The organism is Paraburkholderia sp. RL17-368-BIF-A (assembly GCF_046054045.1).
GTDB lineage: Bacteria > Pseudomonadota > Gammaproteobacteria > Burkholderiales > Burkholderiaceae > Paraburkholderia > Paraburkholderia graminis.
On sequence record NZ_JARESN010000002.1, the window covers coordinates 197,845 to 212,758 of the forward strand.

15 protein-coding genes are annotated in these 14,914 nt (G+C 61.2%); 10 read left to right on the forward strand and 5 right to left on the reverse strand.

Going from position 1 to position 14,914, the window contains the following annotated elements; all coding sequences use genetic code 11:
* The first annotated feature begins 10 nt into the window (after positions 1 to 10).
* The 4 genes from P0D87_RS04010 to rhaS all read left to right on the forward strand — a co-directional run bounded on the left by P0D87_RS04010 (position 11) and on the right by rhaS (position 4,683).
* Positions 11 to 1,540: a sugar ABC transporter ATP-binding protein gene (locus tag P0D87_RS04010; RefSeq protein ID WP_053859276.1), complete on the forward strand. Its 1,530-nt coding sequence runs from the start codon at positions 11 to 13 to the stop codon at positions 1,538 to 1,540.
* Positions 1,537 to 2,601, forward strand: a complete 1,065-nt coding sequence (locus P0D87_RS04015) for an ABC transporter permease (RefSeq protein WP_053859275.1) — start codon at positions 1,537 to 1,539, stop codon at positions 2,599 to 2,601. Before P0D87_RS04010 ends, P0D87_RS04015 begins: the two co-directional genes overlap by 4 nt.
* Positions 2,594 to 3,610, forward strand: coding sequence for an ABC transporter permease (locus P0D87_RS04020; protein ID WP_053859274.1), 1,017 nt, complete (start codon positions 2,594 to 2,596; stop codon positions 3,608 to 3,610). The genes P0D87_RS04015 and P0D87_RS04020 overlap by 8 nt, the downstream gene beginning before the upstream one ends.
* A 65-nt stretch (positions 3,611 to 3,675) precedes the next feature.
* Positions 3,676 to 4,683, forward strand: a complete 1,008-nt coding sequence (gene rhaS, locus P0D87_RS04025) for a rhamnose ABC transporter substrate-binding protein (RefSeq protein ID WP_053859273.1) — start codon at positions 3,676 to 3,678, stop codon at positions 4,681 to 4,683.
* Between the two features lie 70 nt (positions 4,684 to 4,753).
* On the opposite strand, the gene P0D87_RS04030 is transcribed toward rhaS, so the two are convergent.
* The 4 genes from P0D87_RS04030 to P0D87_RS04045 form a co-directional block, all read right to left on the reverse strand.
* Positions 4,754 to 5,941, reverse strand: a complete 1,188-nt coding sequence (locus P0D87_RS04030) for a permease (protein WP_029965862.1) — start codon at positions 5,939 to 5,941, stop codon at positions 4,754 to 4,756.
* A gap of 33 nt (positions 5,942 to 5,974) precedes the next feature.
* Complete coding sequence (locus P0D87_RS04035) at positions 5,975 to 7,375, reverse strand: heavy metal sensor histidine kinase (protein WP_053859272.1); 1,401 nt, start codon at positions 7,373 to 7,375, stop codon at positions 5,975 to 5,977.
* Positions 7,372 to 8,043, reverse strand: coding sequence for a heavy metal response regulator transcription factor (locus P0D87_RS04040; protein WP_053859271.1), 672 nt, complete (start codon positions 8,041 to 8,043; stop codon positions 7,372 to 7,374). Before P0D87_RS04040 ends, P0D87_RS04035 begins: the two co-directional genes overlap by 4 nt.
* Positions 8,044 to 8,275: 232 nt before the next feature.
* Positions 8,276 to 8,497: a hypothetical protein gene (locus P0D87_RS04045; protein ID WP_171799970.1), complete on the reverse strand. Its 222-nt coding sequence runs from the start codon at positions 8,495 to 8,497 to the stop codon at positions 8,276 to 8,278.
* Positions 8,498 to 8,763: 266 nt separating this feature from the next.
* On the opposite strand from P0D87_RS04045, the gene P0D87_RS04050 reads away from it, so the two are divergent.
* The 6 genes from P0D87_RS04050 (at position 8,764) to P0D87_RS04075 (ending at position 13,567) form a co-directional block, all read left to right on the forward strand.
* Positions 8,764 to 9,048 carry a hypothetical protein gene (locus tag P0D87_RS04050; protein WP_053859270.1) on the forward strand — a complete coding sequence of 95 codons (285 nt, stop codon included), beginning with the start codon at positions 8,764 to 8,766 and terminating at the stop codon, positions 9,046 to 9,048.
* Positions 9,045 to 10,460, forward strand: coding sequence for a TolC family protein (locus P0D87_RS04055; protein ID WP_053859269.1), 1,416 nt, complete (start codon positions 9,045 to 9,047; stop codon positions 10,458 to 10,460). The genes P0D87_RS04050 and P0D87_RS04055 overlap by 4 nt, the downstream gene beginning before the upstream one ends.
* A 2-nt stretch (positions 10,461 to 10,462) precedes the next feature.
* The gene (locus P0D87_RS04060; protein ID WP_053859268.1) at positions 10,463 to 11,758 is read left to right on the forward strand and encodes a multicopper oxidase domain-containing protein; all 1,296 of its coding nucleotides are present in this window, start codon (positions 10,463 to 10,465) and stop codon (positions 11,756 to 11,758) included.
* A 66-nt stretch (positions 11,759 to 11,824) separates the two neighbouring features.
* Positions 11,825 to 12,184, forward strand: a complete 360-nt coding sequence (locus P0D87_RS04065) for a copper-binding protein (RefSeq protein WP_053859267.1) — start codon at positions 11,825 to 11,827, stop codon at positions 12,182 to 12,184.
* 64 nt (positions 12,185 to 12,248) lie between these two features.
* Positions 12,249 to 12,623, forward strand: a complete 375-nt coding sequence (gene copC, locus P0D87_RS04070) for a copper homeostasis periplasmic binding protein CopC (protein ID WP_006046702.1) — start codon at positions 12,249 to 12,251, stop codon at positions 12,621 to 12,623.
* Positions 12,623 to 13,567 carry a CopD family protein gene (locus P0D87_RS04075; RefSeq protein WP_053859266.1) on the forward strand — a complete coding sequence of 315 codons (945 nt, stop codon included), beginning with the start codon at positions 12,623 to 12,625 and terminating at the stop codon, positions 13,565 to 13,567. Before copC ends, P0D87_RS04075 begins: the two co-directional genes overlap by 1 nt.
* A gap of 205 nt (positions 13,568 to 13,772) precedes the next feature.
* On the opposite strand, the gene P0D87_RS04080 is transcribed toward P0D87_RS04075, so the two are convergent.
* A complete protein-coding gene (locus P0D87_RS04080; RefSeq protein ID WP_006046704.1) occupies positions 13,773 to 14,876 on the reverse strand; it encodes a porin in 1,104 nt (367 codons plus the stop codon).
* Positions 14,877 to 14,914 lie beyond the last annotated feature (38 nt).

Consider the following 14,914-nt stretch of genomic DNA (forward strand, 5'->3'; position numbering starts at 1 on the left):
GAGACACGCAGTGCAGCAACCCTCAACCGCTCAGCCGAGGCTCGAATTGCGGCATGCGAGCAAATCGTTCGGGCGCGTGCGCGCACTGTCCGACGGCGATCTCGTGCTGTGGCCCGGCGAAGTGCATGCGCTGCTCGGCGAGAACGGCGCGGGCAAGTCGACGCTCGTGAAGATTCTCGCAGGCGTGCATCAGCCCGATAGCGGCGAGATGCTCGTCGACGGCACGCCGCGCCGCTTTGCGACGCCCGCCGAAGCGCGCGATGCCGGACTCGCCGTGATCTACCAGGAGCCGACGCTGTTCTTCGACCTGTCGATTGCGGAAAACATCTTCATGGGACGGCAGCCCGTGGACCGCATCGGCCGCATTCAGTACGACGCGATGCGCCGCGAAGTGGACGGCCTGCTCGCGTCGCTCGGTGTCGATCTGCGTGCCGATCAACTGGTGCGCGGTTTGTCGATTGCGGATCAGCAGGTGATTGAAATTGCCAAGGCGTTGTCGCTGAACGCGAACGTGCTGATCATGGACGAACCGACCGCCGCGTTGTCGCTGCCCGAAGTCGAACGGCTCTTTGCAATCGTGCGCAAGCTGCGCGAGCGGGACGTGGCGATTCTTTTCATCACGCACCGGCTCGACGAGGTGTTCGCGCTGACGCAGCGTGTCACCATCATGCGCGACGGCGCGAAGGTGTTCGACGGCCTCACCGCCGATCTGAACACCGACGCTATCGTGGCAAAAATGGTCGGCCGCGATCTGGAGACGTTCTATCCGAAAGCGGAGCGGCCGCCCGGCGAAGTGCGTCTGTCGGTTCGCGGTCTAACGCGCGTCGGCGTTTTCAAGGACATTTCGTTCGATGTCCGCGCAGGCGAGATCGTCGCGCTCGCGGGTCTCGTCGGTGCGGGGCGCAGCGAAGTCGCGCGCGCGATCTTCGGTATCGATCCGCTGGATGCCGGCGAAATCCTGGTCGGCGGCAAGCGCCTTGCCGCGGGCAACGCAGCGGCCGCGGTGCGCGCGGGACTCGCGCTCGTGCCCGAAGACAGACGCCAGCAAGGGCTCGCGCTGGAGCTGAGCATCGCGCGCAATGCGTCGATGACGGTGCTCGGCAGGCTCGTCAGACACGGCCTGATCACGACGCGCAGCGAGACGCAGCTTGCGAACAAATGGCGCACGCGGCTGCGTCTGAAAGCGGGCGATCCGCATGCGCCAGTGGGCACGTTATCGGGCGGCAATCAGCAGAAGGTGGTGCTCGGCAAGTGGCTGGCAACGGGCCCGAAAGTGCTGATCATCGACGAACCCACGCGCGGTATCGACGTCGGCGCAAAAGCCGAGGTGTATGGCGCGCTCGCCGAACTCGTGCAGGACGGCATGGCCGTGCTGATGATTTCGAGCGAATTGCCTGAAGTACTCGGCATGGCCGACCGCGTGCTGGTGATGCACGAAGGACGCATCAGCGCTGAGATCGCGCGCGCCGAGGCCGACGAGGAACGCATCATGGCCGCGGCACTCGGACAACCCATTCCACCGCTGGGACGGGCCGCATGATGCGCCACTCATCGACTCATGCCGCGCCGGTGCAGACGCCGCCGCCATCTTCGAAGCGCTCGGCGAGTACGCCAGGCGGCTTCGCTGCGAGCCTCGCGAAGAGCCGCGAGACGACGCTCTTCGTCGTGCTGATTCTGCTGATAGTGGGGACCGCGCTCGCGAGGCCGCAGTTCCTGAACTTGCAGAATCTGCGTGACGTGCTGCTCAACGTGTCGATCATCAGCCTGCTGACCGCGGGTATGACCGTGGTGATCCTGATGCGTCATATCGACCTGTCGGTGGGCTCGACGGTCGGCATCAGCGCGTATGCAGTGGGCAGCCTCTACGTTGCGTTTCCGCAGATGCCGGTAATCGTCGCGCTCGTGGCGGGACTCGCGATTGGCCTCGTCGCGGGCGGCATCAACGCGTTGCTCGTGGCGGTGGGCCGCGTGCCGTCGCTCGTCGCGACGCTTTCGACGCTTTACATTTTTCGCGGCGCCGATTACGCGTGGGTGCATGGCGGGCAGATCAACGCAACGAGCTTGCCCGAAGCGTATTCGCGCCTTGCCACAGGCACTTTCTTTGGCATACCGACGCTCGCGCTGATCGCCGCCGTCGTGCTGCTCGCGCTCGCGATCTACCTCAAGCAGTTTCGCGGCGGACGCGAGCACTATGCGATCGGCTCGAATCCTGAAGCGGCGCGTCTTGCCGGTGTGAATGTCGAGCGGCGCGTGATGGCGGGCTTTCTGCTGTCCGGCGCGATTGCCGGCTTCGCGGGCGCATTGTGGCTCGCGCGCTTCGGCACCGTCGATGCGAGCACCGCGAAGGGCATCGAGCTGCAAGTGGTGGCGGCGGCCGTGGTCGGCAGCGTGGCGATTACAGGCGGCGTCGGCACCATACTCGGTGCAACGCTCGGCGCGCTCGTGCTCGGCGTGATCAGCATTGCGCTTGTCGTGCTGCACGTTTCGCCGTTCTGGGAGCAGGCGATCGAAGGCGCGCTGATCGTCGCCGCGATTACCGCCGATACCTTGCTGGCCCGCTCCGTCGCCAAACGCATGATGAGGAAACGCGATCATGGCTAAACCCGATTCCGCGCTGCTCACGCGCAAACGCGAAACGCCGCTGCAATGGGAAGCGCTGCTGGTGATCGTGCTGATACTGTCGCTTGCACTGGGACGCATGCTGTCGCCCGTGTTCCTGACCGGCGCAAATCTGAGCAACGTGCTGGCCGATCTCACCGAGATCGCGTTGATGGCGCTGCCGATGACGCTGATTATCGTCGCCGCTGAAATCGATCTGTCGGTGGCTTCGGTGCTCGGTGCATCGAGCGCATTGATGGGCGTGCTGTGGCACATGGGCTTGCCGATGCCGGTCGTGATCGCGCTCGTGCTGGTCGCGGGCGCGGTCGCCGGGCTGCTCAATGGCCTCGTGATCGTGAAGCTGAACCTGCCGTCGCTCGCGGTCACGATCGGCACGCTCGCGCTGTTTCGCGGGCTCGCGTATGTGCTGCTCGGCGATCAGGCCGTCGCCGATTTTCCGCCTGCTTACACCGCGTTCGGCATGGACACGCTCGGCGCGAGTTTCATCCCGTTGCCTTTCGCGATCGTGATCGTCGGCGCCGTGCTGTTTACGGTGCTGCTGCAGGCTACCGCGTTTGGCCGCAGCCTCTATGCGATCGGCGCGAATCCGACCGCGGCCGCGTTCTCCGGCATCGAGGTCGCGAAGATCAGGCTGCGTCTTTTCGTGCTGTCGGGTTTGATGAGCGCGCTGGCCGGTGTGGTCTACACGCTGCGCTTCACGAGCGCGCGCGGCGATAACGGCGAAGGCTTCGAGTTGTCGGTGATTGCCGCCGTGCTGTTCGGCGGCGTGAGCATTTTCGGCGGACGCGGCTCGATGATCGGCGTGCTGCTGTCGCTGCTGATTATCGGCGTGCTGAAAAACGCGTTGACGCTCGACGACGTGTCCAGCGAGACGCTCACCATCGTCACCGGCGTGCTGCTGCTTGCGTCGGTGCTGATACCGAATCTGGTTGCACGCTGGCGCGCGGCACGCGACCGGCGGTTCATCGCGAAGTCGGTTTCTTCCCCGTAACGTGACCATTGCTTGACCACCAAACCCGGACATCACCACGTCCAACAACAAGCAGGAGACACTTCATGTTCAAACCTCTTCGTCACACCGGCGCGGCCGCGCTGTGCATCGCGTTGCTCGCGATCAGTTGCGCGGCGCCCGCCGCGGGCCTGAAAAGCGGCCTGAAAATAGCGTTCCTGCCGAAGCAGATCAACAACCCGTATGAAGTGATCGCCGACGACGGCGGCCTCGCCGCGATCAAGGAATTCGGCGGCGTGGGCAAGGTGGTGGGTCCGTCGGATGCGGGCGCGTCGTCGCAGGTGCAATACATCAACACGCTGATCACGCAGCGTCAGGACGCCATTGTGATCGCCGCCAACGACGCCAACGCGGTCGTCCCGTATCTGAAGAAGGCGATGTCGCAAGGCATCAAGGTCGTCACGTTCGATTCGGACACGGCGCCTGAAGGCCGGCAATTGTTCGTCAATCAGGCGAACGCGGAAGGCATCGGCCGAGGCCAGATTCAACTCGTGTCGAAGCTGATAGGCGGTGAGGGCGAATTCGCGGTGCTGTCGGCCACGCCGAATGCGACCAATCAGAATACGTGGATCAAGTGGATGCAGGAGGAACTGAAGAAGCCCGAGTATTCGAAGATCAAGCTGGTCAAGATCGCTTACGGCAACGACGACGACCAGAAGTCGTTCGTCGAAACGCAGGGTTTGTTGCAGGCGTATCCGAACCTGAAGGCGATCGTTGCGCCGACCACGGTGGGCATCGCTGCGGCGGCGCGTTATATCTCGTCGTCGTCGAGCAAGGGCAAGGTGGCGGTGACCGGTCTTGGCACGCCGAACCAGATGCGCGCGTTCGTGAAGAACGGCACCGTGAAGGCATTCCAGTTGTGGGACCCGAACCAGTTGGGTTATCTCGCGGGCTATGCAGCCGCGGCGCTCGCGTCGGGCACGATCAGCGGCAAGGAGGGCGAGTCGTTCGATGCGGGCAAACTCGGCAAGCGCACCATCGGCCCGCAAGGCGAGATCATTCTCGGACCGCCGACTACATTCGATGCCGGCAATATCGACAACTTCAATTTCTAGAGCGGTCGAGCACGACGCGATAGATTCGTGAATCAGAGCAGAGAACGCCCCGCTGGGCGCTCTCTGAAGGTCATTCCGAGCGCCCGTGATGGTGCTGATGGCCGTAATGGTCCGCATGATGGTGCTCACCGCCCTCCATCATGCGCATCATCTCTGGCCCGCCGGTTTTAAAAAAGATCACCGTCAAAATGACAGCCACAATCCCAAAGACGATATTCAGTACCGTCGTATAGTTGAAGGTAATCGCTGCATCCACGACAGCCGTATGCCGCTCGTGCGGAACCCAGCCTAGCGCCTGGAACAGTCCTTCCACAACGAGTGCCGCCGACACCATCGCAAGGTAGAACGTCACGGCGAGAAAAGCGGTCATTCGCCCGCCATAGTACTTTCTGTAGATATTCAGAATGGGCAGGATGATGAGATCGCCAAAAATAAACGAGGCGACGCCGCCGAAACTGATGCCGCCATTCCACAGCACTGCTGCAAGCGGCACGTTGCCTACGGAACACGTGAACGACGCGACGGCAATGAGCGGTCCGACAAACGCGCCCCAAATCATCGCGGCCGTTGGATGGCTGACGAGAAAGAACTTCTGCCAGAAGCTATCGGGCACCCATGCGCCCAAAGCTCCCGCGACGAGTAAGCCAACGCCGATGTCGCGCCACAACATCGCCCAGTTCATCGCATAGCTGTGACTGATCGCTATCCATCCCTCTCTGGACGACAGGCGTTCTTTCCAGGTGCCTTGCTGTTCGCTCATCGACATCGCCGCATGGCCTTCCATACTGCCGGCAATACCTTTGTCCGCCTGCTCGATCGCGTCGCGCTTGAGCGAGTCTTTGAGAAAGAAACGGAAGAAGAGCACCATAACGACGATCATGATCGGGCCGCCGATAAACTCAGCCGCGGCGAACTGCCACGAAATGAGCACCCACATCAAAACGCCGAGTTCAAGCACCAGATTCGTTGCGGCGAACTGGAACGCCATTGCGGCGGTAAAGTCGCCGCCCTTGCGCACAATAGAGCGGGCCATCGCGACTGCCGCATAAGAACACGAGGACGACGCGGCGCCTAACAGCGCGGAGACGGTCAGCGTTTTGGCCGATGAATCGGGCAGAAGCTTCGACATCTCCGACTTCGAGACGATGACTTCAATCACGGCAGAGAAGAGAAAGCCGAGACTGAGGCCCCAGAAGATTTGCCATAGCATGGTGAAAGCCATCCATAGCGCGTGACCGAGAGCAGTAACTATCTGCATCGCAACCTCCTGCTTGGAAAACTTCTGAACTGGCTATACGTCGACCGGACGCGGAAAGTACAACGTGAAAGTGGTGCGCTCGTCATTGCTCGCGACCTCGACTTTGCCACGATGCAATTCCATGATCGATTTGACGATAGCAAGGCCGAGACCCGCGTTTCGCGCCGAACGGTGCCGCGACGCGTCGACGCGATAGAAACGTTCGAAAATCCGCTCGACGTGTTCGGGCGCAATCGCATGCCCCCGGTTGGTTACTTCGACGACGGAGTACTTCGGCGATTCGAACGAGCGCAACTCGACGCAAGAGCCCGCAAAAGCATGGTCGAGTGCGTTGGACATCAGGTTGCTGACAGCGCGTCGGAACAGCGTCGCATCTGCGGATAATTGTGCATTTCCATTCACGGCGAGATTCACGCCGGCTTCTTCCGCGAGGCCCTGAAAATACGATGCGAGCCTACTCAATTCGCTCGTTGCGTCCAGTTTGACCACATGAATAAGCTGCTGCGCGTTTTCATTGCGCGCGAGAAACAGCATGTTCTCGATCATCCGCTGAAGCCGCTCGCACTCTTCGATATTCGAGTCGATCAGTGCTTCGTATTCGTCGATGGTTCTCGTGCGAGACAGCGTGACCTGCGACGAGCTGATGACATTGGCGAGCGGTGTTCGCATGTCGTGTGCGAGGTCGGATGAGAACTGCGACAGACGCACGAATGCGCGTTCCAGCCGGTCGAGCATCCGGTTGACCGATAGCGCAATAGCCTGAAGCTCGACGGGTCCGCCGTGTATATCGAGCCGCTCGCTCAGATTGTGCGCCTCGATGCGTGAAGTCTGACGGCCGATGCTTTTAACCGGCGACAGTCCTCGCCGCGTAACGGCATAGCCAACGGTGCTGACGAGCGCGGCGCCGAGCGCGACGGCAATCAGCACGTCGACGCGATAGCTGTTGAGAAGCGATTGCCGGTCGGAGGCGGCGCGCACCAGCACCACACGCACGGTTTCATGCGACGGCAGCGTTGCCCCGGAGAAGATGCAGCGCGATGAACCTATTGACGCGATCTCGCAGGTGAACGGACTGCCGCCAGCGTGCTTGCCGGAAAACGCAGCCGCAAGATCAAGATGTTCCTGGCCAACGTGCTCTACCAGCACGCGATTCTGCGCGTCGAAAATGCCGAGATAGACGCCGGGATGCGACAGCAGCACTTCATGGAAAATTGCGGGCGCCGCTTTAACTGCGTGAATCGATCCGGCATCGCGCACGAGCTGCTGAAACTGCGCGAGCTTGCCGATGATCTCAATGTCGTCGCGCCGCTGCAATTCCTGCGACAGCGAGCGATAAAGGAATGCACCCATGAGCGCAAATACGATAAGGGCCGCTACCGCGAATGCAGCGGTCAATCGCTTGAGAAGCGAATAGGGAACCTTCCTCGCGGTCACGAACGATCCTCGAGTACGTAGCCCATTCCACGGACCGTGTGCAACAGCTTCGTCTCGAACGAGTTGTCGATTTTTGCACGCAGGCGTTTGACGGCGGCATCGACCACGTTGGTATCGCTGTCGAAATTCATGTCCCAGATCTGCGACGTGATGAAGGTGCGCGTCAGTACTTCGCCCTGCCTTTCGGCTAACAATTGCAATAGCGAAAACTCCTGCGCCGTGAGGTCAATGCGCAGATCGCCGCGCTTCACCCGGCGCTTGATGAAGTCGACTTCCATATCGGCGATGCGCAGCACGTCCTTGACCGCGCGTGGCGCCCGCCGCAGCAGCGAACGGATTCGGGCGAGGAACTCGGCGTAGGCGAAAGGCTTCGACAGATAGTCGTCCGCGCCCAACTCGAGACCTTCGACTTTGTCCGCGACCGTGTCGCGCGCGGTCAGCAGAAGAACCGGCGTCTGCTTCTCCTTACGCAGCCGTCGAAGCAACTCGAAGCCGTCTATTCCGGGAAGCATCACGTCGAGTACGATCAGATCGAATTCCTCGTGCAACGCGAGGAACAGACCGTTGACGCCGTTGTCGGCAGTGTCCACCGTAAAGCTCGCCTCGACCAGTCCCTTCCTGAGATAGGCGGTCATCTTCGGCTCGTCTTCGATAATGAGTATGCGCATCGGTCAACGGTTCATCTTTTCGCGGAAGGAGGGGAGTGTGGTCAGCTTAGACATGGCTCGGCAGTCGTGAGATGACGGGAGCATGACATTTTTTTCATCTTCGCGAGCATGAAAAATCAGTCATCTCGTGGCCATCGCGGCGTCAGAAGGCCCGCAGTAAGCTTTGGTCCTGAGCGTCGCCGTGCCGTTACGCGTTGACACGTTTCAGCTTACAACCGCCCAAAATCGCGTGCTAGACTCCGGCCCCATGTACTACTGGCGCAAACTCTTCATCGTCGTTCTGCTTGCACTGAGCCTTCCGGCTCAGTCGTTCGCGGCCGTCGCAATGAAGTGTGGCGTCGGCCAGGCGCATCATCATAGTGCGCATGTTGCGCCGGAAGGCGGCGAGCATCATGCAGCCATGTCCGGTGCAGAGCATCTTCACGCAAGCGGCGATCATCACCACGATGGTCATCAAGCGCACGCGTGCGCAACCTGCGCATCGTGCTGTTCCGGTGCAGTCATGCTGTTCGTGCCGATCCTGCCGCCCACGGCTGAAACCGCTCACTTCTTCTTGTCCCCGTCTTCTTCCGCGCCCGTCGTGTCGTTCCTCACGGGCGGCATTGAACGACCTCCCCGCTCGATTCTCGTCTAGTCCGCGCCCTCGCAGCCGTTCGCTGCAGAGGCATGTTCCTGGAGACCGGCAACCGGCCTCCGGATGATTCACGACGAGAACAACTCATGCGAAAAATTTCTGTGGCGCTGCTTGGCGCGGCCGCGGCGTTGCCGCTGCTCGCGCACGCCGCGACGACCTTGCCGGACCCGGCCGATGCGGGAGCGTCGGTGCCGCCGCCTGCAACGTCGTCGGCATTCGACGGTTACAAGCCCTGGCACGATGGAGAAGCACCGAGCTGGCAACAGCTCAATCGCGACGTCGCACCGAGCCGGGCAGCGACTGGTGCGAAACACGCGAAACACGGGCAGCACGCGAATGCGGCATCCGAGCATGGAGGCGACTCCAAATGATGCGTCACCTCGCGCAGACCCGCGTCGCGTGCATCGCCGTCGCGGCGATTCTGCTCACCGGCTGCACAACGTTTTCAAACGACGGCGGCTTCGGCGCCGTATCGACGACTGCATCGCAGCGGCTCGGCAAGGATGCGGTCTATGTGAAGACCGACGAGGACCGCGAAGCCGTTTTCAAGCGTACGCGGGAACTGCTGTCAAAGCCGCTCGGCATGGACGACGCGGTGCAACTCGCGTTGCTGAACAACCGCGGACTTCAGGCGGCATACGGAGAGCTGGGCGTCTCGGAGGCCGACCTCGTGCAGGCGGGCCGTCTGCCGAATCCGGGCTTCACGTTCAGCAGAACGCACTGGAGCGATGGATTCGGCATTAGCCGTACTTTCTCGATGGGCGTGCTCGGTCTGCTTACGCTGCCTTTGGCGACACGCGTCGAAGGCCGGCGGTTCGAGCAGACGAAGCTCGAGACGGCCAATGCGATGCTTGCCGTGGCCGCCGACGCCCGCAAGGCTTATGTGAACGCGGTGGCTGCGCAACAGGCTGCGCTCTACGCGGAGCAGGTCAAGGACTCGGCCGAAGCCGGCGCGGAACTCGCGCTGCGCATGCGCCAGGCGGGCAACTTCAGCAGACTCGACTACGCGCGCGAGCAGGCGTTTTATGCCGAGTCCGTCGCGCAACTCGCAAAGGCCCGGCAGCAATCAGTCATGGCGCGCGAGAAGCTCACGCGCGCGATCGGCTTATGGGGTTCGGGAACGCAATTCGAACTGCCCGACCGTCTGCCGGAACTGCCAAAGGAAAAGCCGCAACTCGACGATCTCGAGAGCTTTGCGATGCGAAATCGGCTGGACATTCAGGCCGCGAAGCTGAGAACGGAAAGCGTTGCCAGTTCTCTGGGACTGACGAAAGCAACGCGCTTCGTCAATGCACTCGACGTCGGCTATCTCAACAACTTCGAGACCGACAAGGGACATGAGCGCGGCTACGAAATCAGCGTCGAGATCCCGCTCTTCGACTGGGGCAGTGCAAAGACCGCACGCGCCGAAGCCATCTATATGCAATCGGCTAACCGGCTTGCACAGACGGCAATCGATGCACGCTCCGAAGTACGCGAGTCGTATTCCGCTTACGTCACGAGCTATGACGTCGCGAAGCATTACCGCGATGAAGTCGTGCCCGTGCGCAAGACCATCTCGGACGAAATGCTGCTGCGCTACAACGGCATGCTCGCGAGCGTGTTCGAACTGCTCGCCGATTCGCGCGATCAGGTCGCGGCCGTCAACGGATATATCGATGCGCTCAAAGATTACTGGGTTGCCGAGACGGACCTGCAGCAGTCGCTTGGTGGCCGTCTGCCGCCGCTTGCCGCGATGTCCGCAACTCAACCGGCGTCGCCGACGAATTCAGAAGGTAAATGAACATGGTGTCACGTCGAAATTTTCTTGGCGGCTCAGGCGCCGCGCTGCTCGGTGCAGCGCTGGTCAGCAAGGCGGGCGCGGCTTCGCTTCCGGAAGCGCCAACGATGCAAAAAACCGCCACGCAGCCGCCGCTCGTCCCGCCCAATGGCCGGCCTTATACGCCCGTTGCCACACTCAATGGCTGGACGCTGCCGTGGCGCATGAAGAACGGATGGAAGGAGTTTCATCTGATCGCCGAGCCGGTCGTGCGCGAAATGGCGCCGGGCATGAAGGCAAATCTGTGGGGCTACAACGGCCAGGCGCCTGGCCCGACCATCGAGGCCGTGGAAGGCGACAAGGTCCGCATCTTCGTGACCAACAAGCTGCCGGAACACACGACCGTTCACTGGCACGGGATGCTGCTGCCGTGCGGAATGGACGGCGTCGGCGGTCTGACGCAACCGCATATTCCGCCTGGCAAGACATTCGTCTACGAGTTTCAGCTCGAGAAACACGGCACATTCATGTATCACCCGCATGCCGACGAGATGGTGCAGATGGCGATGGGCATGATGGGCACGTTCATCGTTCATCCGAAGGATCGCCGCGTCATGCCGGTCGACCGCGACTTCGTGTTCCTGATGTCGGCCTACGACATCGACCCGGGGAGCTTCACGCCACGCGTGAACGAAATGACGGACTTCAACATGTGGACGTGGAATGCGCGTGTGTTTCCGGGCATCGATCCATTGCCCGTTCGCACCGGCGACCGGGTGCGCATTCGCTTCGGCAATCTGACGATGACCAATCATCCGATCCATCTTCACGGATACAGCTTCGAGGTGGCAGGAACCGATGGCGGATGGATTCCTCCGTCCGCGCGTTGGCCCGAAGTCACCGCCGACGTCGCGGTCGGTCAGATGCGCGCGATCGAGTTCACCGCTAACCGGCCCGGCGATTGGGCGTTTCATTGCCACAAGTCGCATCACACGATGAATGCAATGGGGCATCAGGTTCCCAACCTGATCGGCGTGCCGCAAAAAGATCTCGCGAAGCGCATCAACAAGCTGGTGCCGGACTACATGGCGATGGGCGCGACCGGCGGCGCGATGGGCAATATGGAAATGCCATTACCGGACAACACGCTGCCGATGATGACGGGTACAGGCCCATTTGGCCCGCTGGAAATGGGCGGCATGTTCAGCGTCGTGAAAGTGCGCGACGGTCTCGGCCGCAACGATTATCGCGACCCCGGCTGGTTCAAACACCCGAAGGGAACCGTGGCGTACGAGTACACCGGCGAAATGCCGGAAAGCTGAATTAGCCCGAAGCCGGATGATTGGACTCGGCCGGATTCTTTATCACTTTGACTGTTGAGGGAACGTATGAAGAACGTAGTGGCTTTCATTGCAATGTGTTGTGCTGTTTCGGTTTCCGCGACCGCTTATGCAGCCGCCGATATGGGAAGCATGAACATGGCGAGTGGCGCACAGCAAAGCGCGGACGTGAACGCGGACGCGAACAAAAGCATGTCGCATGGCGAAGTTAAAAAGGTGGATACCGCCGCGGGCAAACTCACCATCAAGCACGGTCCCCTGGAGAACCTTGGCATGGAAGCCATGACGATGGTTTTCAAGGTTAAAGACCCGGCGATGTTGTCTCAGGTGAAGGTCGGCGACAAGATCGATTTCGTCGCCGAAGAAGTCGATGGCTCACTGACCGTGACGAGCCTGCAAAAGCAGTGACATGCAATGGGCGCCGCCCATGACGCACGCACGGCGCCCTGGTTAAATTCCGGGAGGCAACATCATGAATACCAACATGCGAAAAACGTTCTTTGGTGCGGTCGCAACCACTGCACTCATGCTTTCACCCGCGCTCGCGCTTGCGCACGGCAAGCTGGAAACGGCGACGCCGGCGGCGGGCAGCACAGTCGATGTATCGCCCGACTTACTCAGGCTGACGTTCAACGAGGACCTCGAATCATCATTCAGCACGATCAAGGTCGCCGATGCGAGCGGCGCGCCCGTTACTAAAGAAAAAGCAACCGTCGACGCCGCCAATCCGCGCGTACTGGCCGTCGCGATCCCGAAGCTCGCTTCGGGTGCGTACACCGTGCAATGGGCTGTGATGACGCATGACGCGCACAAGACCAAAGGCATCTACACATTCGCGGTGAAGTGATGAACGAAGGCTTCCTCGGCGTTGTCCGGCTGATATCGGTAGCGCTGCAAAACGTGAGCTTTGCCGTGCTTATCGGAGCGATGCTGAGTGACATGTGGTTGTCGCGACGCGCGTCGCGATGGCAGTCGGGCGTCAGTCGGCGACTCCTGACGACCATGAGGATTTCGGCATTAGTTGCGTTGCTTTCGAGCTTTTCGGCTTTCTGGGCTCACTGCGCGCTAATGAGTGAATCCTCTTTGACTGAAGCGGGGCCGGCAGTCGTATCGATGCTGAAGGAGACCGGGTTCGGTCATGCCTGGCTCGTGAACTGTGTTCTGTTGCTGATCGTTTTTCTGCTTCTGCTGGCGAACGTGCATAAGCGTGGACCATACGCAGTCGTCATTGCACTCGCCACTGCGGGCGCGGCCCTCGCGAGAAGCAATACGGGACATCCGGTCGATGCCGGTACCTTTTCGCGGCCGGTATGGGCAGACTGGGTACACGTGCTTGCTATCAGCGTATGGGTCGGCCTCGTGCTTGTCGCGGCCAGTATCGTCGTGCCGCGAATAGGCAAGGCCCCGGAAGACGACGCGCCCAATAGCGCGGCATTCGTGCAATCGCTTTCAAACGCGGCCACTGTTGCGCTCGCGATGCTGGCTATCACGGGCACGTACAACGGTTGGCGCGGCGTGAACAGTCCCGTCAATCTCTGGACGTCGACTTACGGGCAGGTTCTTGTGCTGAAGCTCGCGCTTGTGCTGATTGCAGCGGCGCTTGGAGGACATAACCGGATCGTTGAAATGCCGAAAGTACTCATGTCATTGAAGGGCTCGCATGCGATGCAGTCGCGCGTTGCATTGAGGCGCTTTGCGCGAGTACTTCAGATTGAGTCGGTCGTGCTGGCCGGTGTGCTTATTGTCGCCGCGGTTCTCGTTTCGAGTCCTTTACCGGGGACTTCTTCCTGACGGAAAACTTTTTACCAGTCCACGCAGATGGTGGTGTCTGTGCAGCGGCTTCATGTCTTGTCGAATGATCGCCGTGCACTGGCGCTACCATCTTTTACAGGCTCGGCCGCGCGTCGGGCCTTTTTTTGCTCCGCCACGATGCGCTGATCGCGGCGGAGCGCCATGTATTCGCGTCGCAAGTCACACGCGAACTAAACTCGGCCGCTCAAAACCGATGTTGAATACCCGCCGTCACACCCGCTTGCGTATCCGCCGCGCCGGTCAGATCGCGCGACAGGCTGACGGCGTTGCCATGCTTCGCCATCGCATACCCACCCGCGAGATACAGCACCGTGCGCTTGGACAACGCGTACTGGCCGCGCAGCGAAAAGAGCGTCGGGTCGGCGTCGCTCGCGTTCTTGATGTCCTGATGATAAACAGCGCCGAACAGCGAGAAGAACGGCGTCACCTCGTATTGACCGCCGATCCAGTACATGTCGCTGCGCAGCGTCGGCGTGGCCGTGTGGAAGGTGCGCCGATAGTTGCGATAGCCGGCCATTGCCTTGACCGGGCCGAAGTCGTAACTCAAGCCCGCATGTATGCCCTGAATATAGTTGGTGGTGTCCGCGGGCGTGACGCTGTCGTTCGCGCCGTTCTGACGGTCGAAGGTGACCACGGCGGCGAACGGGCCGTTCTCGTAGCCGAGGCCGAAGTCGTATTTCGAGCTCGACTTCATGCTGCCGGGCACATTGCCGAAGCCGTACATCGCGCCGAATTTAAAGCCGGCGAAATTGCCGTCGTAGCGCACGGCGTTGGCCGAGCGCGAGAACAGCCCGTCCTTGCGGCCGCCCGTTGCCGTCGATGAGGTCGCCCACGAGTAGTTCGGCGCATAACCCATCGGGTCGAACTGCAGCATGTAGTCGTACGTGGTCGTGAAATTGCGGCCGAGCGTGATTTGGCCGAAGCGGTTCTTCAGGCCGATGGTCGCGCGCCGGTCGAAGATCGCGCCGGGGCCGTCGTCGAACTGGCCATTCGCGATGTTGATGCCGCTTTCCAACTGGAACACGGCCTTCAATCCGCCGCCGAGATCCTCGACGCCGCGCAGACCCCAGCGCGACGTGTTCTTGCCGCCCGACACGAGACGCGTTGCGCCGCCGTCCGCGCTCGCATGATTCACGTATTCGACGCCCGCATCGACGATGCCGTACAACGTCACGCTCGATTGCGCGTGCGCGCCTGTCGCGAATGCGGCGAGTCCCGCAAAGCCCGCGAAATACGCGAGGCCTGCGCGGCTCGCGCCGAAGGTCGTTCTTTTGATGCTCAACTTCATCGACAGTCTCCTGTAGCTGGTTTTTTTACTTCGGTGGG